Source organism: Maribacter sp. R86514 (genome assembly GCF_044597005.1).
In the GTDB taxonomy this organism is placed as follows: domain Bacteria; phylum Bacteroidota; class Bacteroidia; order Flavobacteriales; family Flavobacteriaceae; genus Maribacter.
In genome coordinates this window covers 2,824,834-2,845,904 of record NZ_CP138999.1, presented here as the reverse complement: position 1 = coordinate 2,845,904, position 21,071 = coordinate 2,824,834, and the positions used below count along the sequence as shown (strand labels likewise).

Genomic DNA, 21,071 nt, shown 5'->3' with positions numbered 1-21,071 from the left:
CTGCTGTATTGCCGAGGTGTTCAAAAATACGAAATAGCAATTGTCTTTTGTGTTTAATTCAAGGTATAACGCACTCCAAAAAATGATCGTATGCCTTGGTTTGGTCCATATACATAAGAAGGGTCAAAAGTCAGCGCATTTGGATTATTTGGTGTAGCAATGGCGTTACCGTTATCATCAAATGTAACTTCTTTATCAAATGGGTCGTTTGCACGTGCTATTATAAACGGATTTCCTCTGTTTGGAGTCCAGTCTAATAGGTTTTTAACCCCGCCGTATAACTCGAAATTCTTCAATCCATCGTAGGTGAATTGAATGTTTTGAATACTCCACGCTGGTGAAAAATCGCTTCTTGGGTCGTTCTCCCCTAAGGTAGGTAATCGCATGGGGCCGTATAAATTACCGGTGTAATCAACTGTTAGATCCCAAGCGCGAATATCATAGCTAATGCTCCAGTTTGCAGAATAACTTTCTGTAAGTATCTGTCTTTCTTTTACTCCGTCTTCCGTATTGCTCACATCTTGTAAAGTACCGCCTATCATTAGTTTTAATCCGTTGTAGAAAGCCACATCTAGATTGGCACTTATTCCTTTTGAAATTGAAGTACCATTTAAATTATCATATATAATCTGATTGGGATTGGTGTCATAATCCGGGATAATTACATTTTGGAAATTGGTGTAAAAAACAGAGGCATCCAAGCTAACGAATGTACCGTTATCACCGTATATTTTCTTTAAATAATTTAGGTTAACGTTAAATGAACGCTCTGGTTTCAGTTCTTCCGCAATAATAACATCTCTTGACCCGGTTAAAGCTGCATGATCTTCGGTAAAAAGATTTACTACCCTAAAACCTGTGCCGGCATTTAGGCGAATAATATCATTATCGGTAAACTTAAACCTGTACGCTGCCCTAGGGGTAAATATGTTTCCATGGCGGCTGTCATAATCATATCTACCTCCTAGAAGTAATGAATGTTTTTTGTTGAAAGCTATTTCATCTTGTATGAATAAACTAGGTATGACAACTTCATCTGGTTCGTTTCCTTCAGCGCTTAACGTAGCGGGTGTGCTATCATCATAATAGTTATAGCGTAAAGCAAAACCGGCTAAAAGGCTATGTTTACCAACGGTTTTATCCCAGGTTAGTTGGGTAAAACCTATACGCTGATCAGCTAGGTAGGGAACATCACCATAAACGGAATTTTGTTTGTGGTCGTTATATGAAAAAGAAAGCATCATATTTTCTTCTACCGGTAATTGGTATTTACCTAACACTTCCCATCTACGAGTGTAAATACTTTCCCCATAAACTTCATCTCCTCCTCTAAATTCTGGAGTCCATTGCATTTCTCCACCCCATCTGTCTTCATAGAAAAAACGCCCTGCCAAGGAAAATATTCGGGAGTCTTTTCTGGTGAAATTCCATTTCTGAAAAACAGAAATCCGGTCTTGTAGTGTTAGATCTGTAAAATTATCACCATTATTATCAATAGGGTTATCATACCTAAAATAGTTAGCTCCTAATAGCACATTTGCTTTTTTGCCTACATTGAATTTTGTGCCTACATCAAGATTAAATTCGCCCCAATCGGTCACAAAACTGTCGGCGAAAAATTTAGGAACTGTCAAGTTATTTTTGGTGATAATATTTATAAGACCACCAACGGCTTCACTGCCATAGAGTGTAGAAGCAGGCCCTTTTACTACCTCAATCTGTTCAATAAGGGAATTGGGTATACCAGATAACCCGTACACGGTTCCCAAACCACTTACAATGGGCATGCCGTCTATAAGCACCAATGTATACGGACCTTCTAATCCATTAATATGAATATCTCCCGTATTACACACATTACAGTTAATCTGCGGTCTTACTCCGTTTACGTTTTGTAAGGCTTCAAAAATACTCGCCGTTGGATTTTTTTTGAAAAACGTAGGTTTGTAAACTTCTACCGGCACCGGACTCTCTAACCTACTAACGGGCTTTAAAGTTCCGGTAACGACCATTTCATCTAAAGATTCTGTAGAGGGTGATAAGCTGATGTTCAAATTTTTATTCTCACCTTCAGAAATCGTCAATGTTTTGTAAAATTTCTCAAAGCCGATGTTAGAAGCAATAAGGGTATGTTTTCCTGACGAGACATTCTTTAAAGAGTAATTACCATTTTCATCAGAAGCCGTACCAATTTGGGTGCCTTTTAAATAAATGTTTACATAAGCTTCCGGAACACCATTCGAAGAGATTGTTCCATATATGGTCGAATTTTGCGCACTGATGATACCAAAGGATAAAATAGAGCAGGCAAAAAATAGTATTTTAAGCATCTAAAATTTTTTTTAGACAAAACTAAAAAATTGTTTTTACGTATAAAAATGTATTTTTGTGTTATTATTGTTTAGAAATGACATTATCAGAAGAAGATTACATAAAAACTATTTATCACTTAAGCGATTTCAATAGTAAATCTGTTGCTACGAATGCTATTGCTGAGCAGATGAAAACGAAACCATCCTCTGTTACGGATATGGTTAAGAAGTTGTCTGAAAAATCTTTGGTGAATTATAAAAAGTATCAGGGGGTTTTGCTTTCAGAGAAAGGTAGGCTAGTTGCACTTTCTATTATTAGAAAGCATCGCTTGTGGGAAGTGTTTTTGGTAGACAAACTTAATTTTTCTTGGGATGAGGTTCACGTAGTAGCTGAACAATTAGAGCATATAAAGAGTGATGCTTTAATAGATAAACTAGATGCCCATTTAGGTTACCCTAAGGTGGATCCGCATGGTGATCCAATTCCTAATAAGGATGGCGTGTTTACAAAATCTGTTAAGAAATTAATTAGTGAATTACCTGTTGGTAGTCAAGGGGTATGTGTTGGTGTCAACGACTCATCGGCTGCATTTTTAAAATTTTTAGACAAGAATAAAATCGCATTGGGCGATACTTTCAAAATATTGGAAATTGAGGAATTTGATGGTTCCGTGACTATTTCAACAAGGTCCGGGTCTATTCGTATTTCAAAGCAAATAGCAACGAACTTGTTTTTAGAAATTGTAGATGAAGAATAGGTTTTAAAATAATGAATTAATAAGATTATGGATGAAATTATAGCGTATTTTGAATCAATAGACCCAGTTTTAGCTGCATTTTATGCGACATTGTTTACATGGGGGCTAACAGCTGCCGGGGCTGCTTTGGTGTTTCTTTTTAAAACAATGAACCGTGCCGTTTTAGATGGAATGTTAGGTTTTACTGGTGGAGTAATGGTCGCGGCAAGTTTTTGGAGTTTGCTGGCTCCAGGTATAGAAATGAGTCCTGGTGAAGGCTTTGTAAAGGTGATACCTGCAGCTGTGGGATTTTTTCTTGGTGCCATGTTTATTTTTGGTTTGGACAAAGTATTACCGCACTTACATATCAATTTTAAGGAAAGCGAGGCGGAAGGGGTGAAAACGCCTTGGCGTAGAACTACATTATTGACCTTGGCAATTACATTACACAATATACCGGAAGGTTTGGCGGTAGGTGTTCTTTTTGGTGGAGTAGCTGCTGGTTTTGACGGGGCTTCTATTGGTGGTGCAGTAGCATTGGCACTTGGTATTGGTCTGCAGAATTTTCCTGAAGGTTTTGCCGTAGCCATGCCATTAAGAAGACATGGTTTAAGTAGAACAAAGAGTTTTATGTTTGGTCAGGCATCTGCACTTGTAGAACCTGTAGCCGCTGTTCTAGGGGCTTGGGCAGTGATGACTTTTCAGCCAATTTTACCTTATGCACTTTCTTTTGCCGCAGGCGCTATGATCTTTGTAGTGGTAGAGGAGGTAATACCCGAAACACAGCAAGATAAATACACCGATATTGCCACTATGGGCTTCATTGGTGGTTTCATTATCATGATGACTTTAGACGTTGGTCTAGGTTAAGATTAAAGTGTTTTACTGATGAAATAATTTAATACCGGTTTTAGCGTTTAAGGCAATAGTATTGTTAACTTGATGCTTTAATATTTTATGCATTCTTCTAAGAAAAATTGGATTTGGACATTAACACTGATCATAACTGTTATTTGTTGTGCAGCCGTTTTAATACTTCATGTTAAGAACTGGGTAACTAATGATGCTAATAGTCTTGGTCTACGCTCAGGGTTTTATACTATTGAAATTCCCTTAAATGAATTGGATAGTGTTATGTTTGTTGAGAGAATTCCGCCAATGCAGCGTTTGCATGGTTTTTCTGCCTTGGATAAGGAAAAAGGCGTATTCAGGGAGTTTAAGGATTCTTTAACCGATAAGAAAGTTCATGTATTTGTAGATAACATTAATCAGAACAAGGTTAAATTGGTCTATAATGATTCTACTTATGTATACTTTAACCTAAAAGATTCCGTTGAAACTGTGCAATTGTTTCAAAAGCTAAATTCAAGAACAGGAGCTTTAAGTGAACCTAACTAAAGGCTATAGTTGAGAATTTAAACTAAGGTTAAAGTGTAGATTGGTTTTGGCATAACTATTGAAACTATTTTTGAATCGATAATAGACATCTAATTCATATTTAATTCAATGCCTCGTAGTATTGCCTAGGGGTTATTTAAATTATTATAGTACACATGATTATAAAGAATCTTTTAGCACTATTAACAATAGGTTTATTGTCTACAAGTCTTTTTGCACAACATAATGTGAGTATTAATATTGACGGAGTTACTTCTGAAAAAGGAAATATCTGTTTTGCCGTCTATAATAATGAAGGGTCTTTTTTAAAGTTTGACGAGGTATATAAATCGGGTTCGGAGAAGGCTGTAAAAGGCAAGACGGTTTTTGACATTAAAGACCTGCCAGAAGGGGAATACGCCATCGCTATTTTTCATGACGCAAATGGCAATAAAAATTTAGATACCAATATACTAGGTATTCCTAAAGAGCAAATTGCTTTTTCTAAAGGGAAAATGAAAATGTTTGGTCCGCCAAAATATAAAGAATGTGCATTTACCGTAAATTCTCATATGGAGATGAATATTAGGTTGAATTAATAGATATGTTTAGGGTTTTATCTTCATATCGAAACCTTCGTTATTGTGCCTTTTTTTAGATGTTAGTAGGTTTGTTAAAGGATATAGGGTTCCTAATCTCTGCAATAAGAAAAGATGACAGTATCTTTGAATTAAAAAGATATGGTTTTAGTAGCACAATTAGTAGGAGCTTTATTGGGTTTATTAGCGGTTGTATTTGGGGCTTTTGGAGCGCATTTGCTTAAGAAAACATTTACGGCTGATCAATTGAATAGTTTTGAGACCGGGGTGAAATATCAAATGTATCATGCGCTATTGATACTGATGCTAAGTTTTAACCTAAACTTAGAAACTGGTCTTGAAAAAGCAATCATTTACTGTTTAATTATAGGTGTAATTCTTTTTTCGTTCAGTATATACGGACTCTGTATTTCTGCATCCAAAGGAAATAAAATAAAGATGTTAGGTCCCATAACCCCATTAGGTGGACTGTTTTTAGTAGTTGGCTGGGGATTATTGTTCTTTAATTTTATTAAAAATCTTATTTAATCTATAGACGCGGCCTTAAATTCTTTGATGGCAGTATTGGGCTCTATAATTGCATAGCCTTCCCAAAAGGTTGGGTCGTATTTAGGCATATAGGTTGGAGATACGGTATTGTTTTCGGTAAAACCATCATACGTAGATTGATTGATATTGTTGGAGTCGAACACAATGAGTTCATTTTTTTCTGAACCAATTATCACAAAGTCCATATCGCCAGAGAGCTCGTTCTGCTTATTTTTTCCCTTTACAATTTTATTCTTTTCAATTATTTTGAGCGGTCTTTTAACACCTACTCGCATACCACTTTCAGATTCTAAATAGCGTACGCTATAATGGTTGTCTTTATTTTTATTATATATTATCTTCCCTTTAGATAAATAGTAGTTCGAAGAAATACCTAGTAAATTAAATTTTTTAGTGGGTTTAACATTGCTGTAATCTATTTGAACTACGGCAAAATCCTCTGCATTAACATAAAGTGTTCCCTCATAGTCTGCTGACCCACTTGGTTCAAATGAGATTACGTAAACTGCTTCATCACCTAAATAAGTAAATTCTTGTAATGTATAGTCGTATTTTCTAGTTTTGAGGATGAAATTTAACTTGCTATCTTCTTCTGTAGGGAGGCTAAGAAAAATATCATTAAGCTGATTCTTTTTCCACTTTGCATAATTTTTCTGCTGTTCTTCTTTGTCCTTTTTTCTTTTTTCCAATTCTTCGTTTGCAGCTGCCACCTCAGAAGAATCAACTTCAGTTTCTAAAAGCTCACTTACTTCGTCAGCATCTATTTTAGTTCCAAACAGACCAGATTTTATTTTGAAATAAGAGCCTGGTTTAACATTGTCCCTCAATATTTCATTAAACTTTTCTTCTAACTTTTCGGCATCAAGTTCATTACTTTTATCAAATAATTTGGAAGCTTTAAGAAGGTCTAGTTTCAGTAATTCTTTACTAGGGTCACCATATAGGTCTCCTACTATTTCAGAATAATAGGTGTCGCATTTTGGTACAGTGTTTATAACACTATCAATGAATTGCTGGTTCAATACATCTATAGAAGATTTTTTGACTTTAAAATCACTTTTGGTCCACCTATCGGTATTGGTTGTTCTATGAAAAAGTCGCTTTTTAGACAGGTCATTAGTATAATTCTTCTCAAGATTATTTTCCACGAAATCCATGATTTCGTCAGCTGTGTAATTTTTATTTGAGACGATAACTTCTCTTAATTCTATAGCCTTAGGTACAAGTGAAATTTTTGTGGAGTTAAACTCAGCTATAGGTCTGGTTAATGTTTCATAACCCATTGAAGATACGGTAAGGGAGTCAGCTTCTGATATAGCTTCATCAAATATTAAATTGAAATTGCCTTCCTCGTTCGTTATTGCCCAGTTCTCTTTTAATTGAACCGAGGCAAAAGGTATTGGTTGTTGACTTACGCTATCTATAACGGTTGCACTTAAGCTTTGTGCATTGACGTTAAATAGGTTGAATAATAAAAAAGTATAAAGGGGTAATAAAATTGGTCTTGAGTTCATAGTGTTAGATTATTCCTGCGCAATCTAGACGAACGAAAGTAAGTAGCGTTACAATTTTAGAAATTGTTATGAACGTTTTAGAAAATAATTAACAGAACCAAAATTTAGTGGCAGCCACAATCTCCTTGACCACAAGCTTTTGAATTCGTTTTTTTACCTGCCAATATAGATTTTGGAAGTAAAAATTTATTGACTAAATATAGTGCAGAAATAGCTACTGTAATGTAAACTAATATGTGTTGTAGTATGTCCATATTTATTTTAATAATTGATAAGCTATTAAAGCTACAATATATGCAAAAAGGCTCATAAAAACTAGTTGCCCTGCCGGCCATTTCCACGAATTGGTTTCTCTTTTCACCACCGCTAAAGTACTCATACATTGCATGGCAAATGCATAGAACAATAGTAATGAAATACCCGATGCCAAATTAAATAAAGGCTTTTTGGTTCTTGGGTTTATTTCAGCCGCCATTCTATTTTTAATCGTTTCTTCTTCATCGTTACCTACACTATAAATGGTAGCAAGTGTACCCACAAATACTTCTCGTGCAGCAAATGAAGTAAGTACCGCAATACCTATTTTCCAATCATACCCCAATGGCCTTACAATCGGTTCTATTGCTTTACCCATGTAACCCATATAAGAGTGCTCCAGTTTGTAGCTGGCAATCTCTTGACTTAGTGCACGGTTTTCTAACTCTTTTAATTTTGAATCAGCAGCAGCTTCATCTAACGTATTTCCTTCTTCATCATGTCGGTTTTCAAAATAAACTTCACTGTTGGCGCTAAAACCTTGTTCTTGTACTCTTTGGGTTACGATGTTTTCGGCATTTTTAAATTCATCGGAAAATCCGTTAGAACCTAAAAACCAAAGTACAATAGATATGGCCAATATGATTTTACCGGCACCAAAAACAAAACTCTTCGTTTTTTCAAGTACGGTATAGCCTACATTTTTTAACAATGGTAATTTATAGTTAGGCATTTCAACAACGAAGAAAGACTTGCTCTTGATTTTTAGAATCTTATTTAAGATTACTGCCGATAGAATAGCTGCTCCAAAACCCATTAAATACAGCGACATTAAAGTTAGTGCCTTGTAGCTTAATCCTAGAAAACTGCCTTCAGGTATTACTAAGGCAATTATAATGAGATAGACAGGTAATCTTGCGGAACAAGTGGTAAAAGGGGTAACCAAAATGGTAATTAATCTTTCTTTCCAGTTTTCAATAGTTCTAGTGGCCATTACCGCTGGTATGGCACAAGCAGTACCTGAAATTAAAGGAACCACACTTTTACCGCTTAACCCAAACGGACGCATAATTCTATCCATCAAGAATACTACTCTACTCATATAGCCTGTTTCTTCCAAAAGGGCTATAAACAAGAATAAAAATGCTATTTGCGGTATAAATATGACGATACCACCAATACCGGCTAAAATACCTTCTGCAATTAAATTAGTGAACACACCAGGTGGTAAGGTATCTTTTACCCACTCTGTAGCCGAAGCAAAGAAACCATCGATCAAATCCATAGGGTATTCGCTCCACCCATAAATTGCTTGAAATATAGTGAGCAGTATCAAGAAAAATATGACGTAACCAAATACTTTGTGGGTAAGTACTTTGTCTAAAGTAGCCCTAAAACCCTTTGCGGCATTCGCATCTACTTTATAGGTCTCTTTTAGAATACCATTAATAAACTGATAGCGTAAAATGGTTTCCTTTTGCTGAAGACGTTTAAGCTCTGATTTTGATTTCGTGGTGAAAGAAGAAGTGTCTTTAATCAAGGTCTTCTCCAATGGCATGAAATTGACATCTTGGGTAATAACCAGCCAAAGCTTATAGATATCTTCTTTGGGAAAAGCCTCCTTTAAACTGGTAAAATATTCTGGGGCAATAACAGAAATATCTACATTCTGTGATTTAGATAGATTTTTGTAATCTGCAATTAATTCCCGTAACCGCTCAATACCTGTTTCCTTACGGGTACTAACTAATGCAATTTTAGAGTTTAATTTCTTTTCTAATAATTCTATATCAATGGTAATACCCTTGCGAGACATACGATCTGCCATGTTAATGACTAGTATGGTGGGTATTTTTAAATCTTTTATTTGGGTAAATAGAAGCAGGTTTCTTTTTAGATTTTCTACATCAGAAACAACAATGGCAACATCTGGGTGGTCTTTGTCATTTTTATTCAATAGCAGTTCAACCGCTACACTTTCATCTAATGAAGTGGTGTTTAAGCTGTAAGTTCCTGGCAAATCTAAAATATGGGCTTTTACACCTCTAGGTAGTTTACAGATTCCTTCTTTTTTCTCGACTGTAATACCTGGGTAGTTACCAACTTTTTGATTTAGCCCGGTCAGTTGATTAAAAACCGATGTTTTACCGGTATTGGGATTGCCTATAAGGGCTACATTAATTTGTTTACTCATACTACAGCATTGTCTTCTATAATATCAAGTGCTATATGTAAGGCCATTTCTCTTCTAATGGCTATATGTGATCCGTTGACATTAATGTAAATTGGATCCTTCAGCGGCGCTACTTGTACCAATTCTACCTCATTACCAGGCAGACAACCAAGTTCTAACAACTTAATTGGCAGTAAGTTTTCAGTGAATTCTTTTATAATTCCCTTCTGGCCTCGCTTTAAATCTGCAACAGTAGTTTCCAATTTTTATTTAGATTCATTATAAGTAAGGCAAAAGTAATGGAAATATAGTAATTCCCTATACTTTTTAGAATAATTAACTAGTCGTCTTTAAGTTGTACAGTGATTGAACTATTCTTTATTTCTAGAGGCGTAATTTTGTATGTTTATCTGAACGTCATTTTTTAATGTTTGCCTTCTACTTTTTATGGGATTCTTGAAGTAGTTCAATATCTTTTAGTAATTTCTCAATATCCTCTTTTTTGGTACCGTCGTAAAAGCCTCTAATTCTTTTTTTCTCATCTACTAGAATAAAATTTTCGGTGTGTATCATATCAAATGGTCCGCCATCACCATCTGTTTTTACCGCTAAATAAGATTTTCGTGCCAGTTCGTAAATTTGTTTTTTGTCACCAGTAACCAAATTCCAGTTGCTATCATCGACGCCTTTTTCAATAGCGTATTTTTTTAATTGGGCAACCGAATCAATTTCTGGCGTAACTGAATGTGATAAAAGCATAACATCAGAATCTTTACCGAGCGCTTTTTGTAAATCTACCATGTTCTTTGTCATTATAGGGCAAATAGTGGGGCAGGTGGTAAAGAAGAAATCTGCAACGTAAATTTTGTCCTTGTAGTTATCTTGGGTTATAGTTTCCCCATTTTGGTTGGTCAAAGAAAAATCGGCAATGGTATGGTACTTTCTAACGTGTTGAATTTCTTCAGCCACCAATTCGGCATTTACCATGGCAGGCGAATAGATCGGTAATAACTTTACAGGTTGCAAGGCATTATAAAATAGGTACATGATTACTGCAGAAATGGGCAGCAGTACCAAACCGAATAATTTGAATTTAGCGAAAAAAGACCGCATAAGAATTTTTTACAAAGGTACGCTAGGGTTCATTACTTTTCAAGTGAATTCGTTCTCTCAGCTTATAAATTATTCATAAAATGGCACTACCTCAGTGGGTTTCTTTTTTTTAGCGGTTGTAAAAATGTACTTTTGTGCGATTTTAATTTTCAGGAAAAAAGAATGAGCCCTATTATAATAAAGACAATACAATTTTTTTTAAGCCTTTCTATACTTATCGTTCTACACGAGTTAGGGCATTTTATACCAGCAAAATATTTTAAAACCAGAGTAGAGAAATTCTACTTGTTCTTTGATGTAAAGTTTTCACTTTTTAAAAAGAAGATAGGCGAAACCGAATACGGTATTGGTTGGTTGCCTTTGGGCGGATATGTAAAAATATCTGGAATGATAGATGAGAGCATGGATAAAGAAGCCATGGCAGAAGAACCGAAGGAGTGGGAGTTTAGAAGCAAACCGGCTTGGCAACGTTTAATTATAATGTTGGGCGGTGTAACGGTAAATTTCATTTTAGCCGTTGTTATTTTCATTGGTCTGGCATATGCTTATGGTGAAACGTATATTGCAAACGATAGTTTGAAAGACGGCGTTTGGGTTACCGATACTACATTGGGCGATGCCCTTGGAATAGAAACGGGAGATAAGGTTCTTGCCGTAGACGGTAAAGAGATTGCTAAGTTAAATAGTATAGTGCCAGAAGTTGTTTACGGAGAGAAAATTACTATTGAACGTAATGGTCAAAAAATTGAAAAGGAAATTCCTGTAAATTTTATAGAGACTATATCTGAAAATAAGGAACAAGTACGATTCATTAAACCGAGATTGCCATGGGTAATAAGTCAAGTACCTGAAGATTCGCAAAATGCTAATGTAGGTTTTCAAGCCGGTGATGTTTTGACTAGCATCGCAGGTACTTCGGTTGAATACCAGGATCAAGTTTTTCCTATTTTAGAAGCTAAAAAAGGGGCAACTGTAAATCTTTCTGTAAACCGAAAGGGAAAAGAAATGCCTTTAGAGGCTAAAATTTCTGAAGAAGGGAAATTAGGAGTGATGATAGGTTTGACTTTGGAAGATGCAGAGAAACAAGGTTTTTTCAAACTTAATACAACAGATTACACTTTAATGGAATCAATCCCAGCCGGATGGAACAAAGGTGTTAAGACCCTTACAGATTATATTAAGGGGATGAAGAAAATTTTTAATCCTGATACTGGTGCCTATAAAGAGGTTGGTGGTTTTGCCGCTATTGGTGGTATGTTCCCAGATACTTGGAACTGGCTTCAATTTTGGGGTACAACTGCGTTTATATCCATTATTTTGGCGTTTATGAACATATTGCCAATACCTGCATTAGATGGTGGTCATGTGATGTTTTTGCTATACGAAATGATTACAGGTAGAAAGCCAAGTGATAAGTTTTTAGAGTATGCACAAATCACCGGATTCTTTATTTTAATAGCACTTTTACTGTTCGCAAACGGTAATGATGTATATAAATTGATATTTAAATAAAAAAACTTAATTCTTTGTTTGGCGAGTTTCAAAAAACTACTATATTTGCACCCGATTTAGGAAACTAAAACGGGTTATTTTCCTCCTTAGCTCAGTTGGTTAGAGCATCTGACTGTTAATCAGAGGGTCCTTGGTTCGAGCCCAAGAGGGGGAGCAAAAAGCGAAATCCAATCTATTTATTTAGGTTGGATTTTTTGTTTTTGGTCAATATTGACAGTGGTTTGCGCTGTTTTCGATTTTATGTATTCATTTCTTGCAAATTTTGGTTGCAACTAAATTTAAATACTTCAAGTTTTATTAAGGGTATCTCATTTTTTATCTAGGGTATACTTGTTCTTTAGGTCTAACAAATTTAGTGTTCGGGTTGCGAAATCTGGAATTGAAGCTTTTTTAGAATCATCATTATAGATAAAAGTAATGTATAGAAAAGATTCTAGTCATTGACTTTAACTCTGTAGGTAATTCTTTTATTTGTAATTACCGTTTTAACATTAACGGTTAGTAATGCAGAACTTGAAGCCACTGCACTACAGGATGAGGAAGAATCTGAAACTAGAACTCTATATAGAAAACCTGTCATATTTTGTTTTGTGGAAATCAGGGTAAGTGTATTGCTAAGAGTGCCTGAATATTCAGCGCCGTTAGATATATCTACAAAAGAAACACCGTCTGTACTTACCTGCCATTGGTAGCTATTAGTATTGGTTGCACTAACGGTAAATTGTGCATTGTCTCCTGCAAATACTGTTTGGTCTGGTCCAATGGTTGCCGTTGGAGCAGCATCTTCACTAACACTTATGGCAGTTCTGGTGCCGCTTATACAATTTGTTGTTGTATTTCTTGCTTCCGCAAAATAAGTGCCAGGTCCAGAAGGAGTGTAGCTTGTATTGTTGGTAAGTAATAAAGTGCCTCCACTAGATGAGTCGTACCAATCAACGGTCTCTCCGAATCCGACGCTTGCCGTAATCGTTGCAACGGTATTGCCAGCACAATAGCTTTCATCACCGCCACTAACGGGTGCATTTACAACAGGACAACGACAGTCTGGTGCTGTAACAGGTAGGTCTGCCGTACAATTGTTTGCATCGGTTACGGTCACTACGATATCAGTTCCAGAAGGTACATTCGTAATGTCCCAAACGTTTCCTGATGAATTTGTAACCGTCCCTGCTGAACTTGTTACGGTTCCAGAGCTTACCGTTACTTCTAGAGAATATTCTGTAAAGAATAGATTACATGAAGGTGAACCTGTAACGGTTATTGTAGGTTCTGATACGGTCAAGGTTACTTCATTTGATGTTTCCGTACTACAGGCATACGATGAGCTTGTAACGATTACCCGATACTCGTTACCGCTATCTGAAAGTTGTGCGTTCGTAATGGTCAAAGTAGATGTAGCGCTCCCACCATGTATTCCAGAGTCTGAAAGATCGGTCCATGTTCCACTGGATAATATTTGCCATTGATAGGTATCTGAGTTAGACGCAACAACCTCAAAAGAAGTATTTTCGCCACGGCAAACAATTTCATCAGTAGGCTCTGTTGTTATTGCTATAGCAATACCTGATTCTAAGAAATCAAAATTTCCACTGGTATCGCCATCTGCAGGGGTTGCATAGGAAGCTGCCGTAACAGAACCATCAGCATTCACAGCCGGACTGCCCGAACCGTACTTGCCATTGTTGTCCAAATCGGTATTTGAATCGCCATAAGCTTCGTCTGTATCTGTACAGCCATCATCATCACTATCTGTATCTAAATGATCATTTGTGCCATCGTTATCACTATCTGCTGCACGGCATGCTGTAAAAACGAATGCCACATCGTCGAAGATTGAATACGTTTCTGTAGTATCATCGATTTGACCATAAATATAAAACCTGAATTTATATTCGGTGTTTGCATTTAAAGAAACGGGTGCGCCTGTATGATGTTGAAAGGTATCATAAACTCCAGATCCACTATACGTATGAAAAACATCGGAAGATAACGTTTTCCATGCATTAGAACTGGCTTCGGTATAGATCGTTGTCGAATAATAAGAGTCACCTCTGTTTGGTTCGTACCATCCTGACCTTATGTTGTTTAATAAGAGCGAAGAAACTTCTGACCCTGTAGTGAAAGATACTTCTATGTAATGTTTATTGGCCAAAGCCTCATTGTAATCAACAGCATTAAAAGCGTTTATACTTACTTGAGAAGCAGAATTATCATAGGTAGCGCCTTCTCCACTCAAAAGCATCGTTCCTGTAGAATTCAAGACCCAATCTGTAATTCTAGGATCATAATTCGTGTCCATATTTAGATTGCCAGAGGGACTATTTAGTGTCCACGCAAATTCTTCACTAAATGAATCTGAAGATTCAACGCAGTCGGTAACACCATCATTATCATCATCTATATCACAACCATCGGGTACGGAATCGCCATCGGTGTCTACATTATCATCTGAATATGGGCATACATCGTTATCATTGTCGACCCCATCACCATCGTCATCACAGATGCCTGCAGTTGCTGAAAGGTCATTACTGCTGCCCTTTGCTTGTCCGCCACTAGCGCTAATTGGTACACCATCTGCATCAACACTTCCGGTTAATACACCTGTACCATCAATATCTGTAAAACCAAAACCGGCTGCGCCTTCAATAGCATCAAAACAACCATCACCGTCGCTGTCTAGGTCCAAATTGTTGGCGATGCCATCACCATCCATATCACTACAATAATTATTTACTGTTAGGCTTACATTATCTAAGAAAAATTCATCGTGGGGCTGTGCCGCTGATACGCCCTCAATACTTAAGAGTACCGAATTGGACGTCGGTGTATAGGGTAACGTAACTACTGTGGTGTTAGATAAGTTGCCTCCGCCGGTATGTGCAGTATCGCCGCCACCATCAGCGTTAATTTGATCAGAGGTTCTGGAGTAAAGTAAAACTCCGTCTATATATACATTTAAAGTACTTGAATTTGGGTAGCTAGAAACTGTTCCTACTTCAAAAGAAAAGTTATAATCCGTTCCAGAAACTACGTTCAAGGTTTGTTGTAATGCTCTTGTGCCCGTATTATATTCTTCATAAAATGCATATGCATTTGATGGGCCAGGTTCTTGCCAGTTGCTTCCATCTGGTGTCCATCCATCGAAATAAAATGATGAAAAATCCCCATTATATACCAAGTTTGGAGCAGTACTGCCGCTACATTCCTCGGTATCCAATATTCCATCATTATCATCGTCTAAATCACATACATCATTTAATCCGTCAGCATCGCTATCTAAACCAGCGGGATCGGTACAAGGGTCTGGTACTAGGGTAGCCGTAAACTGTACGTTATCAACATAAATAGCATCGTTGTTTCTCCAGGTACCACTTCCGCTGACGAAGCGTATTTCAGAATTTGCTGACATTTCTGCAGCTGTTAAAGTATAGTTTATGCTTCCGGTACCGGCTAGAGTTGCTCTCGTGTTGAATGAGGTTCCGTCGAACAATTGTACAAAGATGGTGGAGTTACCTCTAGTTGTCTCGAAATCGAGAGTTAGTGTAGCGTCTGTAGCCCTTGATAAATCTAAGCTACGGCCAATACCTTTAGTATTAAGGGTTCGAAATCGAAGTTGGTTTAGATTTATTACGACATTACCAATTAATGGGTCCGTAGTTGGATCTGTCGTTTCATTTATTTCTATCCAATTTTCAGAAAAATTACCGGTTCCGTCATTGTTGCTGTACAACTCGGTTTCAAACTCATCTAAATAAGTAGTGACTTGAGCGTAAACTGAGTTTTGTGTTAATAAGAAAACACATAAGGTAAAAAATAGTGTTTTATATAAATTGGTTGGTTTCATGAACAAAAATTTGTTCTCTTCAAAAAGATGAAAAGTTTTGAATTTATCGGTTAGAGTAAAAATAAGTCAGTAATGTTCTATTGTAGAATTTATGTTGTGTAATGCAATTATTTAAGAGCGAGATCAAATAAATGTAATATTACGTGCTTGTAGTTTGTTCAATAAACATTGAATTTATTAACTAAAAATGCTATAAACCATTCACTTATACTTCGTCAAATAACATCTATTTTGGGTTTTTTTTATAAAAATCAGAGTGTAATTTGGTGCCTTATTTAATATTCTACGTATTCCGCTTCATGATATTCAAGGTAGAAAACGTCTTTTTTATTTGCTAAAATATATCCCCAATCTTTTCAATATCTTTGGGAAATACTCATATTGTTTTATTCGATCTTATATGTCAAACTATTTAATTACCGTAAACGAAGAAGAATTAAAATTCAAAACCAGTGATGCTGATTCTTTAGATAGTATTTCTGTTAGCACTCAGAAACTTCATGTTTTAGATGTTAATACTGCTTTTGAGGTAGGGATTCTAGATACAGATTTTTTGAATAAGACGATGTCATTGTCGGTCAACGGAAATAGATACGACGTAAAGATTGAAGATGAATACGATCAGCAGGTCAAAAAAATGGGATTGCTTGCGGTTACTACTCAGAAATTAAACGAAGTAAAAGCACCAATGCCAGGTTTAATTGTAGATGTAATGGTAGAGGTAGGACAAGAGATTGTTGAGGGTACTCCTTTATTGGTTTTGTCGGCAATGAAAATGGAAAATATTATTCTTGCTCAAGGCGAGGGTATCGTAAAATCTATTGAAATTAAAAAAGACGATACCGTAGAAAAAGGACAGTTGATTATTGAAATGGAGTAGAAAAATACGATAGTGATAAGAGGAAACTCTTAAAATTTGGATGCTAAATCGTTATGTAGTTAAATCTCGATTACCGAGTAAATTAAGTTTTAATGAAGAAAATACTAATAGCCAATAGAGGTGAAATAGCTTTAAGAATAATAAAGACTGCCCAGAAAATGGGTATCAAAACAGTTGCCGTTTATTCGGAAGTCGACCGCCATTCGCCACACGTAAAATTCGCTGATGAAGCCGTTTTATTAGGTCCAGCGCCATCATCGGAATCTTATTTGGTCATGGAGAAAGTTATAGATGCCGCAAAGGTGACCGGTGCAGAAGGTGTTCACCCAGGTTACGGTTTTTTAAGCGAGAATGCCGTTTTCGCAAAAATGGTTGAAGATAACGGTATTACATTTATCGGCCCTAAGCCCCATGCGATTAAAGTGATGGGGAATAAACTAGCGGCAAAAGAAGCAGTTCGCGATTATGACATCCCCATGGTGCCAGGTATTGAAGAGGCAATAACTGACGTTGCTTTAGCTGAAAAAGTAGCTAAGCAAATTGGATTTCCTATTTTAATAAAAGCTTCTGCAGGTGGTGGTGGTAAGGGAATGCGCGTTGTAGAGAACTTAAAGGATCTTCCGGAACAAATGGATAGAGCTATCGGCGAAGCACTAGCTGCTTTTGGTGATGGTTCCGTTTTTATAGAAAAGTACGTAGGCTCACCTAGGCATATAGAAATTCAAATTTTAGCCGATACGCATGGTAATACAGTTCATTTATTTGAACGGGAATGCAGTGTGCAAAGAAGACATCAAAAAGTAGTCGAAGAAGCTCCTTCAGCAGTTCTAACGCCGGAAATTAGAAAGCGTATGGGCGAAGCTGCCATCAAAGTAGCAAGAGCATGTGACTACGTTGGTGCTGGTACGGTAGAGTTCTTACTTGATGAAAACAAGAATTTCTACTTCTTGGAAATGAATACGAGATTGCAAGTAGAGCATCCCGTGTCCGAATTGATATCTGGTATTGATTTGGTAGAGCAGCAAATAAAAGTAGCCCGAGGTGAAGAGTTAGCTTTTACCCAAGACGATTTAAAAATAACAGGTCATGCGCTTGAAGTTCGTGTATATGCAGAAGATCCGTTGGCTAATTTTATGCCTAGTATTGGCACGCTGTCAACCTACAAAACACCGGTTGGTGAAGGTATACGTGTCGATGATGGGTTTGAAGAAGGTATGGAAGTGCCCATTTACTATGATCCCATGATTTCTAAGTTGATTACCTACGGAAAGAATAGGGAAGAGGCTATACAATTAATGATCAAAGCTATTGATAATTATAAAGTAGAAGGCGTTGCCACAACCTTGTCATTTGGCAAATTTGTGTGTGAGCATGAAGCTTTTACATCAGGTAATTTTGATACGCATTTTGTCAAAAACTACTATTCTCCAGAGCATTTAGAAAAGCAATATGCAGAAGAAAGAAGAATAGCAGCTTTAACAGCTCTAAAATTGTATTTGGATAACGATAAAGTATTAAAAATTCCGTCTGAGGTATCTTCTAACTGGCAGAAGAGTAGAATATAGAAGGCAATTAAGATTTTTTGAACGATTAGAATGAAAGATAATAAAGAGATATTAGCAGAGAAACTGGCATTGGCGAAATTGGGTGGTGGTCAAGAACGTATTGACAAACAGCACGCTAAAGGAAAGTTAACTGCTTATGAACGTATTCATTTTTTGCTTGATGAAGGCTCATTTGAAGAAATGGGTGCTTTAGTTACCCACCGTACTAAAGATTTTGGTATGGAAAAGCAAGTCTTTTACGGTGATGGCGTAGTAACGGGTTATGGTACAATCAACGGTAGGCAAGTTTGTGTATTTGCACAGGATTTCACTGTTTTTGGAGGGGCTTTATCTGAAACCCATGCCGAAAAAATCTGTAAAATTATGGAAATGGCCATGAAGATTGGTGTGCCAATGATTGGTCTGAATGATAGTGGCGGAGCACGAATTCAAGAAGGGGTTCGTTCATTAGGCGGCTATGCCGATATTTTTCATAAAAATGTAATGGCATCGGGAGTGATTCCTCAGATTTCTGCCATAATGGGTCCTTGTGCCGGTGGGGCGGTATACTCTCCAGCAATGACCGATTTTACCTTAATGGTAGAGAATTCTAGTTATATGTTCGTTACCGGTCCAAATGTGGTGAAGACCGTAACCAATGAAGAAGTAACCTCAGAAGAACTCGGTGGTGCATCAACGCATGCAACTAAATCTGGTGTAACGCATTTGACTGCAGCTAACGATATTCAATGTATCAATCAGATTAAGCAGATGATCAGCTACATGCCTCAGAATTGCGAGGATAAACCAACCGATATGCCATTTGTTCCAGGTAATGAAGTTCGTGATGTACTAGAGGATATTGTTCCTGAAAATGCAAATCAGCCTTATGATATGCGCAATGTTATCAACGGAATCATAGATCAAGATTCATTCTTTGAAATTCACGAAGCGTATGCTGATAATATTGTGGTAGGTTTTGCACGGTTAGGTGGTAAAAGTATTGGTATTGTTGCCAATCAGCCAATTAGTCTTGCAGGTGTTCTTGATGTTGATAGCTCTAAAAAGGCAGCGCGTTTTACACGCTTTTGCGATTGTTTTAATATTCCGCTATTGGTTTTGGTAGATGTACCAGGATTCTTGCCGGGCACCGATCAAGAATGGAACGGTATTATCACCAACGGTGCAAAATTACTTTATGCTTTAAGTGAGGCAACAGTGCCTAAGGTAACCGTAATTACCAGAAAAGCATACGGCGGTGCATACGATGTTATGAATTCTAAACATATTGGTGCTGATTTAAATTATGCTTGGCCAGGTGCAGAAATTGCGGTAATGGGAGCCAAAGGTGCAAGTGAGATCATTTTTAGAAAAGAAATAAGTGCTGCCGATGATCCAGAAGCGAAATTGGCAGAAAAAGAAGCAGAGTATGCAAAACTATTTGCAAACCCTTACAGTGCCGCCCAAAGAGGATTTATAGATGAGGTAATTCTACCTAAGGACACAAGAAGAAAACTTATAAAAGCCTATACTTTGCTTGAGAATAAAGTAGCGGCTTTGCCGAAGAAAAAACATGGTAATATTCCATTATAACATGTTGCAATAGGTTTAAGCATTTAATGACGAATCCCGTACAATTAAACTCGTTTTGATTTCTACGGTTTTTGTCATCACATCGCTAGTGGGGTTTTCAAGTTCTTGAATTAAGAAACGAACTGCAGTGCGTCCAATTTTGTCTCCTGGTTGATCAACTGTTGTTAATGCAGGGCTCACGATGGTAGAGTTTATGGAGTTGCTGAAACCTACTACGGCAATTTCTTCCGGTATTTTAATATTAAATTTATGTAGCGCTTTTATAGCTCCTATGGCAGCATTATCGGTAATGGCAAAAATGGCATCGGGTCGTTTTTTCATGCTTATTAGAATATTTGCCAATCGTCTGCCATTGCCCAATGAGATATCTTCTGTACTTAGAATCAACTTATCGCGTACCGGTATGTCATATTGATTTAATGCCCTTAAGTAACCAGCGAATCTTTTTTCTGAATTGTATGAGTTTTCGGTTTCCTTAATAATAGCTATTCGTTTCTTACCAAGTTCTATTAAATGTTCTACAGCATTAAATGCAGCCTCTTCTTCATTGATAACTACTTGTGTGCAGGGTATTTTACTGGAAACCTTGTCGAACAAAACAATAGGGATACGATTTAAAATCTTTAAAACCTCTTCTAAATCTTTTGTTTTTCGTGCCAATGACATTAATACGCCATCAACCCCAAACTGTGTCATGGTATTCAACATTTCTACTTGCTTGGTCTCTTCATTATTAGATTCTGATATAATCACACGATAACCGCGCAGTTCGGCTTCATCTAAAATTCCCTTCAAAATAGTTGAGGTAAACAAATGAGATATGTTGGGTACGATTACCCCAAGAATATGAGTTTCACGAGAGCGAAATCCTCTGGCAAATAAATTGGGAACATAATTCATTTGCTTGGCCAATTTTTTAACCTTCTCCTTAGTTGCGGGACTGATATCTGGGTGATCGTTAAGGGCTCTTGAAACTGTTGAAATGGATAAACCAAGTTCTTTAGAAAGTTCTTTTAATGTGGTATTTCTTTTTCTGCTCATGGTTGAAAATGAGTAATTTGTGATG

17 protein-coding genes and 1 tRNA gene are annotated in these 21,071 nt (G+C 36.8%); 10 read left to right on the top strand and 8 right to left on the bottom strand.

Going from position 1 to position 21,071, the window contains the following annotated elements; all coding sequences use genetic code 11:
* Positions 1 to 53: 53 nt before the first annotated feature.
* The gene (locus SJY30_RS12415) at positions 54 to 2,330 is read right to left on the bottom strand and encodes a TonB-dependent receptor domain-containing protein (RefSeq protein ID WP_396632493.1); all 2,277 of its coding nucleotides are present in this window, start codon (positions 2,328 to 2,330) and stop codon (positions 54 to 56) included.
* A gap of 77 nt (positions 2,331 to 2,407) precedes the next feature.
* On the opposite strand from SJY30_RS12415, the gene SJY30_RS12410 reads away from it, so the two are divergent.
* The 5 genes from SJY30_RS12410 (at position 2,408) to SJY30_RS12390 (ending at position 5,553) form a co-directional block, all read left to right on the top strand.
* Positions 2,408 to 3,070, top strand: a complete 663-nt coding sequence (locus tag SJY30_RS12410; RefSeq protein ID WP_396632492.1) for a metal-dependent transcriptional regulator — start codon at positions 2,408 to 2,410, stop codon at positions 3,068 to 3,070.
* A 27-nt stretch (positions 3,071 to 3,097) separates the two neighbouring features.
* Complete coding sequence (locus tag SJY30_RS12405) at positions 3,098 to 3,919, top strand: ZIP family metal transporter (RefSeq protein ID WP_396632491.1); 822 nt, start codon at positions 3,098 to 3,100, stop codon at positions 3,917 to 3,919.
* Between the two features lie 87 nt (positions 3,920 to 4,006).
* Positions 4,007 to 4,447 carry a hypothetical protein gene (locus SJY30_RS12400; protein WP_396632490.1) on the top strand — a complete coding sequence of 147 codons (441 nt, stop codon included), beginning with the start codon at positions 4,007 to 4,009 and terminating at the stop codon, positions 4,445 to 4,447.
* Between the two features lie 155 nt (positions 4,448 to 4,602).
* Positions 4,603 to 5,025, top strand: a complete 423-nt coding sequence (locus SJY30_RS12395; protein WP_396632489.1) for a DUF2141 domain-containing protein — start codon at positions 4,603 to 4,605, stop codon at positions 5,023 to 5,025.
* Positions 5,026 to 5,166: 141 nt separating this feature from the next.
* Positions 5,167 to 5,553 (top strand): DUF423 domain-containing protein, encoded by a 387-nt coding sequence (locus SJY30_RS12390; protein WP_396632488.1) that lies wholly within the window; start codon positions 5,167 to 5,169, stop codon positions 5,551 to 5,553.
* Here the strand turns inward: SJY30_RS12390 and SJY30_RS12385 are convergent.
* The 5 genes from SJY30_RS12385 to SJY30_RS12365 all read right to left on the bottom strand — a co-directional run bounded on the left by SJY30_RS12385 (position 5,550) and on the right by SJY30_RS12365 (position 10,629).
* Positions 5,550 to 7,088, bottom strand: coding sequence for a carboxypeptidase-like regulatory domain-containing protein (locus SJY30_RS12385; RefSeq protein ID WP_396632487.1), 1,539 nt, complete (start codon positions 7,086 to 7,088; stop codon positions 5,550 to 5,552). The two genes, SJY30_RS12390 and SJY30_RS12385, sit on opposite strands and share 4 nt — an antisense overlap.
* Positions 7,089 to 7,192: 104 nt before the next feature.
* Positions 7,193 to 7,342, bottom strand: coding sequence for a hypothetical protein (locus tag SJY30_RS12380; RefSeq protein ID WP_396632486.1), 150 nt, complete (start codon positions 7,340 to 7,342; stop codon positions 7,193 to 7,195).
* Positions 7,343 to 7,344: 2 nt separating this feature from the next.
* Positions 7,345 to 9,537, bottom strand: a complete 2,193-nt coding sequence (gene feoB / locus SJY30_RS12375) for a ferrous iron transport protein B (RefSeq protein ID WP_396632485.1) — start codon at positions 9,535 to 9,537, stop codon at positions 7,345 to 7,347.
* Entirely contained in the window at positions 9,534 to 9,779 is a 246-nt protein-coding gene (locus SJY30_RS12370) for a ferrous iron transport protein A (RefSeq protein ID WP_396632484.1), read from the bottom strand. The genes feoB and SJY30_RS12370 overlap by 4 nt, the downstream gene beginning before the upstream one ends.
* A gap of 175 nt (positions 9,780 to 9,954) precedes the next feature.
* Positions 9,955 to 10,629 (bottom strand): SCO family protein, encoded by a 675-nt coding sequence (locus SJY30_RS12365; protein WP_396632483.1) that lies wholly within the window; start codon positions 10,627 to 10,629, stop codon positions 9,955 to 9,957.
* 162 nt (positions 10,630 to 10,791) lie between these two features.
* On the opposite strand from SJY30_RS12365, the gene rseP reads away from it, so the two are divergent.
* Together rseP and SJY30_RS12355 are read left to right on the top strand one after the other, a co-directional pair.
* Complete coding sequence (rseP, locus tag SJY30_RS12360; RefSeq protein ID WP_396632482.1) at positions 10,792 to 12,141, top strand: RIP metalloprotease RseP; 1,350 nt, start codon at positions 10,792 to 10,794, stop codon at positions 12,139 to 12,141.
* 80 nt (positions 12,142 to 12,221) lie between these two features.
* Positions 12,222 to 12,295 (top strand) — tRNA-Asn (locus SJY30_RS12355).
* A 279-nt stretch (positions 12,296 to 12,574) separates the two neighbouring features.
* On the opposite strand, the gene SJY30_RS12350 is transcribed toward SJY30_RS12355, so the two are convergent.
* Positions 12,575 to 15,988, bottom strand: a complete 3,414-nt coding sequence (locus SJY30_RS12350; RefSeq protein ID WP_396632481.1) for a hypothetical protein — start codon at positions 15,986 to 15,988, stop codon at positions 12,575 to 12,577.
* 400 nt (positions 15,989 to 16,388) lie between these two features.
* Between SJY30_RS12350 and SJY30_RS12345 the strand changes: the two genes are divergently transcribed.
* From SJY30_RS12345 to SJY30_RS12335, 3 genes are all read left to right on the top strand, one after another.
* The gene (locus SJY30_RS12345; protein ID WP_396632480.1) at positions 16,389 to 16,868 is read left to right on the top strand and encodes a biotin/lipoyl-containing protein; all 480 of its coding nucleotides are present in this window, start codon (positions 16,389 to 16,391) and stop codon (positions 16,866 to 16,868) included.
* 92 nt (positions 16,869 to 16,960) lie between these two features.
* Positions 16,961 to 18,433 (top strand): acetyl-CoA carboxylase biotin carboxylase subunit, encoded by a 1,473-nt coding sequence (accC, locus tag SJY30_RS12340; RefSeq protein ID WP_396632479.1) that lies wholly within the window; start codon positions 16,961 to 16,963, stop codon positions 18,431 to 18,433.
* Positions 18,434 to 18,463: 30 nt separating this feature from the next.
* Positions 18,464 to 20,005, top strand: a complete 1,542-nt coding sequence (locus tag SJY30_RS12335) for an acyl-CoA carboxylase subunit beta (RefSeq protein WP_396632478.1) — start codon at positions 18,464 to 18,466, stop codon at positions 20,003 to 20,005.
* A gap of 15 nt (positions 20,006 to 20,020) precedes the next feature.
* Here SJY30_RS12335 and SJY30_RS12330 read toward each other — a convergent pair whose 3' ends face one another.
* Positions 20,021 to 21,046 carry a LacI family DNA-binding transcriptional regulator gene (locus tag SJY30_RS12330; RefSeq protein WP_396632477.1) on the bottom strand — a complete coding sequence of 342 codons (1,026 nt, stop codon included), beginning with the start codon at positions 21,044 to 21,046 and terminating at the stop codon, positions 20,021 to 20,023.
* Positions 21,047 to 21,071: the final 25 nt, after the last annotated feature.

What these genes read in the sequence shown, in the direction of transcription:
- SJY30_RS12335 (WP_396632478.1), top strand. Translation starts at nt 18,464, where the DNA reads ATGAAAGATAATAAAGAGATATTAGCAGAGAAACTGGCATTGGCGAAA.
- SJY30_RS12410 (WP_396632492.1), top strand. Translation starts at nt 2,408, where the DNA reads ATGACATTATCAGAAGAAGATTACATAAAAACTATTTATCACTTAAGC.
- SJY30_RS12345 (WP_396632480.1), top strand. Translation starts at nt 16,389, where the DNA reads ATGTCAAACTATTTAATTACCGTAAACGAAGAAGAATTAAAATTCAAA.
- SJY30_RS12405 (WP_396632491.1), top strand. Translation starts at nt 3,098, where the DNA reads ATGGATGAAATTATAGCGTATTTTGAATCAATAGACCCAGTTTTAGCT.
- SJY30_RS12395 (WP_396632489.1), top strand. Translation starts at nt 4,603, where the DNA reads ATGATTATAAAGAATCTTTTAGCACTATTAACAATAGGTTTATTGTCT.
- SJY30_RS12350 (WP_396632481.1), bottom strand. Translation starts at nt 15,988, where the DNA reads ATGAAACCAACCAATTTATATAAAACACTATTTTTTACCTTATGTGTT.
- rseP (WP_396632482.1), top strand. Translation starts at nt 10,792, where the DNA reads ATGAGCCCTATTATAATAAAGACAATACAATTTTTTTTAAGCCTTTCT.
- SJY30_RS12400 (WP_396632490.1), top strand. Translation starts at nt 4,007, where the DNA reads ATGCATTCTTCTAAGAAAAATTGGATTTGGACATTAACACTGATCATA.
- SJY30_RS12330 (WP_396632477.1), bottom strand. Translation starts at nt 21,046, where the DNA reads ATGAGCAGAAAAAGAAATACCACATTAAAAGAACTTTCTAAAGAACTT.
- SJY30_RS12385 (WP_396632487.1), bottom strand. Translation starts at nt 7,088, where the DNA reads ATGAACTCAAGACCAATTTTATTACCCCTTTATACTTTTTTATTATTC.
- SJY30_RS12390 (WP_396632488.1), top strand. Translation starts at nt 5,167, where the DNA reads ATGGTTTTAGTAGCACAATTAGTAGGAGCTTTATTGGGTTTATTAGCG.
- SJY30_RS12365 (WP_396632483.1), bottom strand. Translation starts at nt 10,629, where the DNA reads ATGCGGTCTTTTTTCGCTAAATTCAAATTATTCGGTTTGGTACTGCTG.
- accC (WP_396632479.1), top strand. Translation starts at nt 16,961, where the DNA reads ATGAAGAAAATACTAATAGCCAATAGAGGTGAAATAGCTTTAAGAATA.
- SJY30_RS12415 (WP_396632493.1), bottom strand. Translation starts at nt 2,330, where the DNA reads ATGCTTAAAATACTATTTTTTGCCTGCTCTATTTTATCCTTTGGTATC.
- feoB (WP_396632485.1), bottom strand. Translation starts at nt 9,537, where the DNA reads ATGAGTAAACAAATTAATGTAGCCCTTATAGGCAATCCCAATACCGGT.
- SJY30_RS12380 (WP_396632486.1), bottom strand. Translation starts at nt 7,342, where the DNA reads ATGGACATACTACAACACATATTAGTTTACATTACAGTAGCTATTTCT.